This is a genomic window from Mesorhizobium sp. M7A.F.Ca.US.006.04.2.1, from assembly GCF_004022915.1.
Classification (GTDB): Bacteria; Pseudomonadota; Alphaproteobacteria; order Rhizobiales; family Rhizobiaceae; genus Mesorhizobium; species Mesorhizobium ciceri.
Genome location: NZ_RZQA01000468.1, coordinates 1 through 5,121 on the forward strand (window position 1 = coordinate 1; position 5,121 = coordinate 5,121).

Consider the following 5,121-nt stretch of genomic DNA (forward strand, 5'->3'; position numbering starts at 1 on the left):
GTCCGGCGTCGCCGACCTGGTTCGCCGGGCCGGGCTGAAACTCTCGGCCATTGCCGTGTCGCCGTCGGTCGATCGGCAGTCGACGCCGCCGGGCAGCGCGTGGCCGGAATGCCCGCCGCTCGACGACGTTTATGCGGCAGCGCGGCGGGCATTCCCCGGTATCCGCCTCGGCGGCGGCATGTTCAGCTATTTCACCGAACTCAACCGCAAGCGCGTGCCGGCAGACCAGCTCGATTTCGTCACCCACTGCACTTGCCCGATCGTGCATGCCGCCGACGATCTCAGCGTCATGCAGTCACTGGAGGCGCTGCCTTTCATCACCCAATCGGCACGGGCAATCTTCGGGGCAAAACCCTACCGGATCGGACCATCGACGATTGCCATGCGGCAGAACCCTTATGGCGGAGCGACCAAACCCAATCCCGGGGGACAGCGCATTGCCATGGCCGACAGCGATCCGCGCCATGCCGGCCAGTTCGCGGCGGCTTGGACGGTCGGCTATGCCGCGCGCGTCGCAGCCGCTGGGCTGGAACAGCTCACGCTCTCCAGCTTCACCGGACCGTTCGGCGTGCTGGCGTCATCCGGAGAACCCGTCGCGGAAGGATCGCCCCGGCCGCTCTTCAGAGCCATCAAGGGGCTTTGCGAACTGGCCGGCCTTGCGCATGTGGCGGCAAGGACGAGCGATGAGACCAAGGTGCTGGCGCTGGCTGGACGCTCGGCCTCGGGCGACACTGTCGTGTGGCTGGCGAACCTGACGGCGGACGACGTGCAGGTCGACATTTCAGCTTTTGGCCGAGGCCATCTCGTGATGACGCCTTACGAGATCGTCCGGATCGACTGACGTTATTTTTCGGAGTTCATCACGTAGAGCGCGCGCGAGCGTTCTAGATGCTTGATCATCGCCTTCTCGGCGCCGTCCGCATCCTTCAGTTCAATGCGGCCTATGATCTCTTCGTGCTCGGTGAGCGTGAACTTTTCCTTGCCGGTCCAGATCAGCATTTCGGTGTGGTATTCCTTCAGCCAGCCGAGCATCGCCTCGCTGACGGCGACATAGATCGGGTTGCCGGAGATCGCGGCGATCTGTGTATGGAACTTCATGTCGGCGGAGATGAAGGCTTCGGAATCGCCGCGAAAGCCGCGCTGTTCGGCAACGGTGGCCCGCAGCCGCAGCACATCCTCGGCGGTGGCCTTTTCGGCGGCTTCCCTGACCATACCGCGCTCGAAGAAGATGCGCGCGGTCTTTAGGTGCTCCAGCGTGTCTTTCGATGACGACAGGATGATCTTGGCGGCGCCGTCGACCTGCTTGATGATCGACTTGGCGGTGAGTTGCAGCACCTTGGCGCGTTCGCCATGCGAGATCGCAACCAGCCCCATATTGCTCAGCGCCTGCATCGCCTCGCGGATCGCGGGGCGGCCGACCTCGAAGCGCTCCATCAGCTCGCGCTCCGAGGGCATGTCGTCGCCTGGCATCAGCTCGCCGCTGGTGATCAGGCGCTTCAGCCGCAAGAAGACCTCATCGGAAAGCTTGCGCCGGACAATCGGTTCCGAACGGTTCATCGCCGCGAATCACTCCCTTGACCCGGCCCTATCTAACACTGCCGCCACAATTCCCGGAATTGCCGTCTGTCGATCCCGCTGCCGGATATGACTTGCAATACTTATGTACTCATTATACCAGATTTGAAACACCAGTGAACCTTTTTCGAACGCCTCGGCTTGAGACAGCGGACCATGATCACCCTCACCTACCGCATCGAAACGCCTGGAAGCATCGAAGCGCTGGCGGCCAAGATCGCCAGCGATCAGTCCACCGGCACCTTCGTAGCGCTGCCCGGCGAGACCGAGGAACTGAAGGCCCGGGTGGCGGCGCGTGTGCTGGCGATTCGGCCTCTGCCCGATGCCGAGGGGCCGTCGCTTCCCAATGACGGTAAGGGGCCGTTCAGGCGCGCCGATGTCAACATCGCCTTTCCGTTCGATGCCATCGGCACCGACCTTTCGGCGCTGATGACGATTGCCATCGGCGGCACCTATTCGATCAAGGGCCTTACCGGGATTCGCGTCGTCGACATGAAATTGCCGGAGGAGTATCGCGGGGCACATCCCGGCCCACAGTTCGGTGTCGCCGGCAGCCGCCGGCTGACCAATGTGACTGACCGCCCGATCATCGGCACGATCGTCAAGCCGGCGCTGGGATTGCGGCCGCACGAGACGGCGGCAATGGTGGCGGAACTGATCGCCGCCGGCGTCGACTTCATCAAGGATGACGAGAAGCTGATGAGCCCGGCCTATTCGCCCCTGTCGGAACGGGTGAAGGCAATCATGCCGCTGATCCTCGATCACGAGCAGAAGACCGGGAAGAAGGTGATGTATGCCTTCGGCATTTCGCACGCCGATCCGGACGAGATGATGCGCAACCACGATCTGGTGGCGAAGGCCGGCGGCAATTGTGCTGTTATCAACATCAATTCGATCGGCTTTGGCGGCATGGCATTCCTGAGAAAACGCTCCGGCCTGGTGCTGCATGCTCATCGCAACGGCTGGGACATCCTCACCCGTCACCCCGGCCTCGGCATGGACTTCAAGGTCTGGCAGCAATTCTGGCGACTGCTCGGCGTCGACCAGTTCCAGATCAACGGCATCGCCTCGAAATACTGGGAGCCGGATGACTCTTTCGTCGAATCCTTCAAGGCGGTGACGACGCCGATCTTTTCGCCTGGGGACTGCGCATTACCGGTGGCAGGTTCCGGCCAGTGGGGCGGTCAGGCGCCCGAGACATATGCACGAACCGGCCGGACCGTGGATCTTCTCTATCTCTGCGGCGGCGGCATCGTCAGCCATCCGGACGGACCGGGCGCCGGCGTACGTGCCGTGCAGCAAGCCTGGCAAGCGGCGGTCGACGGCATTCCGCTGGCCGACTTCGCCTTGAACCATCCCGAACTGGCGCGGTCGATCGAAAAATTCGGCGACGGCAAGGCAGCCTGAGACGATGCAGGACCTGCTTCTCAGCTATTATGGCGACGACCTGACCGGCTCGACCGATGTCATGGAGGCGCTCGAGCTCGGTGGCGTGCCGACCGTGCTGTTCATGCGCCAGCCGGACGCGGCCCTGCTGTCCCGGTTTGGCCATTGCCGGGCGATAGGGCTGGCCGGCACCAGCCGCAGTGAGACGCCGCAATGGATGGACACGCATCTGCGCGATGCCTTCGCCTGGCTGAAGACGCTTAACGCCGAGATTTGCCACTACAAGGTCTGCTCGACCTTCGATTCCAGCCCGACGATCGGCAGCATCGGCCGAGCCATCGAGGTCGGCCGCTCGGTGTTCGCGCAGGATAGCGTGCCGCTGCTGGTCGGCGCGCCGCAGCTCAAGCGCTATACCGCTTTCGGCCATCTGTTCGCGGCCTATCGCGACCAATATTTCCGCATTGATCGCCACCCGGTGATGAGCCGTCACCCGACGACGCCAATGGATGAGTCCGATCTGCTGATCCATCTGTCGCGGCAGACGGCGCTGAGCTCCGGGCTGATCGATCTTGCGACGTTGCAGTCCGCGTCGCGGTCGGCGGCGTTCGATCGCCTGACCGGAAACGGCACCGCTATCGTGCTTGTCGATATCGACAATCTGGAAACGCAGGCTCTGGCCGGCAAGGAGATCTGGCGCGTTCGCGAGCCCGGCGGCTCTTTTGTCGTCGGCTCATCCGGGATCGAGTATGCATTGCTGGCCGAATGGGCGTCGAATGGCATCGTCAGCGCCGGACATGGCTTCACGCTACCGGGCGCAGCCGAGCGGATAGCCGTCGTGTCGGGCAGTTGCTCGCCGACCACCGAACGGCAGATCCGGCATGCCCTGACCGACGGTTTCGACGGCATCGAGGTCGATCCCGTCGATCTGGTTTCGGAGGCCTCACAGCAGGTGATCGCGCGCGTAACGGCAAGCGGCCGTGCCAGTCTGCAAGCCGGGCGCAGCGTCATCCTCTACACCGCGCTTGGCCCCACTGCCGACAGGGGCGCCGAAATCGACCGGGAGGAAGGCGCCCGCCACAGGCTTGGCCGCGGCCTCGGAGAAATCCTTCGCAACCTGACGGTGGAACAGAGCCTGCGTCGCGTGGTCATTGCAGGCGGCGACACGTCGAGCCACGCACTCGGCGAGATGGGTGTCGATGCCCTGACAATTCGCATGCCGCTGCCCGCTTCGCCGGGTTCCCCGCTTTGCGTTGCCCACTCGCGCGTCAAGGCGATCGACGGACTGGAGGTCGCGCTCAAGGGCGGCCAGGTCGGGACCGATCGCTATTTCTCAGCCATCCGCGACGGCCTCGGCGGTTGAAACAGCCAGCGCCTGCGTCCAGGTGCTGGCCGGTGGGAACATCTCAACGCGCGAAATACGCCTTGCCGGGTGGAAATCCCGGTAACACCCGGTATTATCTGCGAAAATGCCGAAGTCGGGAGGATGCCGGGTGCAGACCAAGAAGATCATCAACGATGGCAACCGCGCCGTCGACGAGATGCTGGAAGGCATCCTGGCAGCGCATCCCCGCCATCTCAAAAGCGTGGAGGGTAGCCCACGCTCCATCGTCGCCCGCGACGGGCCGCGCCAGGGCAAGGTGGGCCTCGTCATTGGCGGCGGCTCGGGCCATGAGCCAAGCTTTCTCGGCTTCGTCGGCAAGGGATTGGCCGACGCGGCGGCCATCGGAAATGTCTTTGCCTCGCCACCGCCGGACCCGATCCTCGAATGCGCCAAGGCGGTCAGCGGCGGCGCCGGCGTGCTGTTCATGTACGGCAATTATGCCGGCGACGTGATGAATTTCGACATGGCGGCCGAGATGGCGGCGATGGACGACATCGAGGTGCGCACGGTGCTGAGCACCGACGACGTTGCCTCGGCACCGCGCGACCAGCGGCACAAGAGGCGCGGTGTCGCCGGCAATTTCTTCATCTTCAAGGCGGCCGGCGCCGCCTGCGACCGGATGTTGTCGTTCGACGAATGCGAGCGCATCGCCGGCAAGGCCAACGACCACACCTTCACCATGGGCGTGGCGCTGTCGCCCTGTTCGCTGCCGCAGACCCGCCGGCCTAATTTCGAGATCGGTCCGGACGAGATGGAGATCGGCATGGGCATCCACGGCG

At 64.0% G+C, this 5,121-nt stretch carries 4 protein-coding genes and 1 pseudogene; 4 read left to right on the forward strand and 1 reads right to left on the reverse strand.

All coding sequences use genetic code 11. The features are described from left to right. A pseudogene (locus tag EN925_RS22740) lies at positions 1–841 on the forward strand (hypothetical protein); the annotation flags it as partial. A gap of 2 nt (positions 842–843) precedes the next feature. On the opposite strand, the gene EN925_RS22745 reads toward EN925_RS22740, so the two are convergent. Beyond that, positions 844–1,557: a transcriptional regulator NanR gene (locus tag EN925_RS22745; protein WP_127369350.1), complete on the reverse strand. Its 714-nt coding sequence runs from the start codon at positions 1,555–1,557 to the stop codon at positions 844–846. A gap of 174 nt (positions 1,558–1,731) precedes the next feature. On the opposite strand from EN925_RS22745, the gene oiaX reads away from it, so the two are divergent. From oiaX to EN925_RS22760, 3 genes are all read left to right on the forward strand, one after another. Then, on the forward strand, positions 1,732–2,982 hold the full coding sequence (gene oiaX, locus EN925_RS22750; RefSeq protein ID WP_127369351.1) for a 3-oxo-isoapionate-4-phosphate decarboxylase OiaX: 1,251 nt from the start codon (positions 1,732–1,734) through the stop codon (positions 2,980–2,982). Between the two features lie 4 nt (positions 2,983–2,986). Next, the gene (locus tag EN925_RS22755; protein WP_127388297.1) at positions 2,987–4,321 is read left to right on the forward strand and encodes a four-carbon acid sugar kinase family protein; all 1,335 of its coding nucleotides are present in this window, start codon (positions 2,987–2,989) and stop codon (positions 4,319–4,321) included. Positions 4,322–4,451: 130 nt separating this feature from the next. After that, a partial coding sequence (locus tag EN925_RS22760) for a dihydroxyacetone kinase subunit DhaK (RefSeq protein WP_164894336.1) occupies positions 4,452–5,121 on the forward strand: 670 nt, incomplete at its 3' end.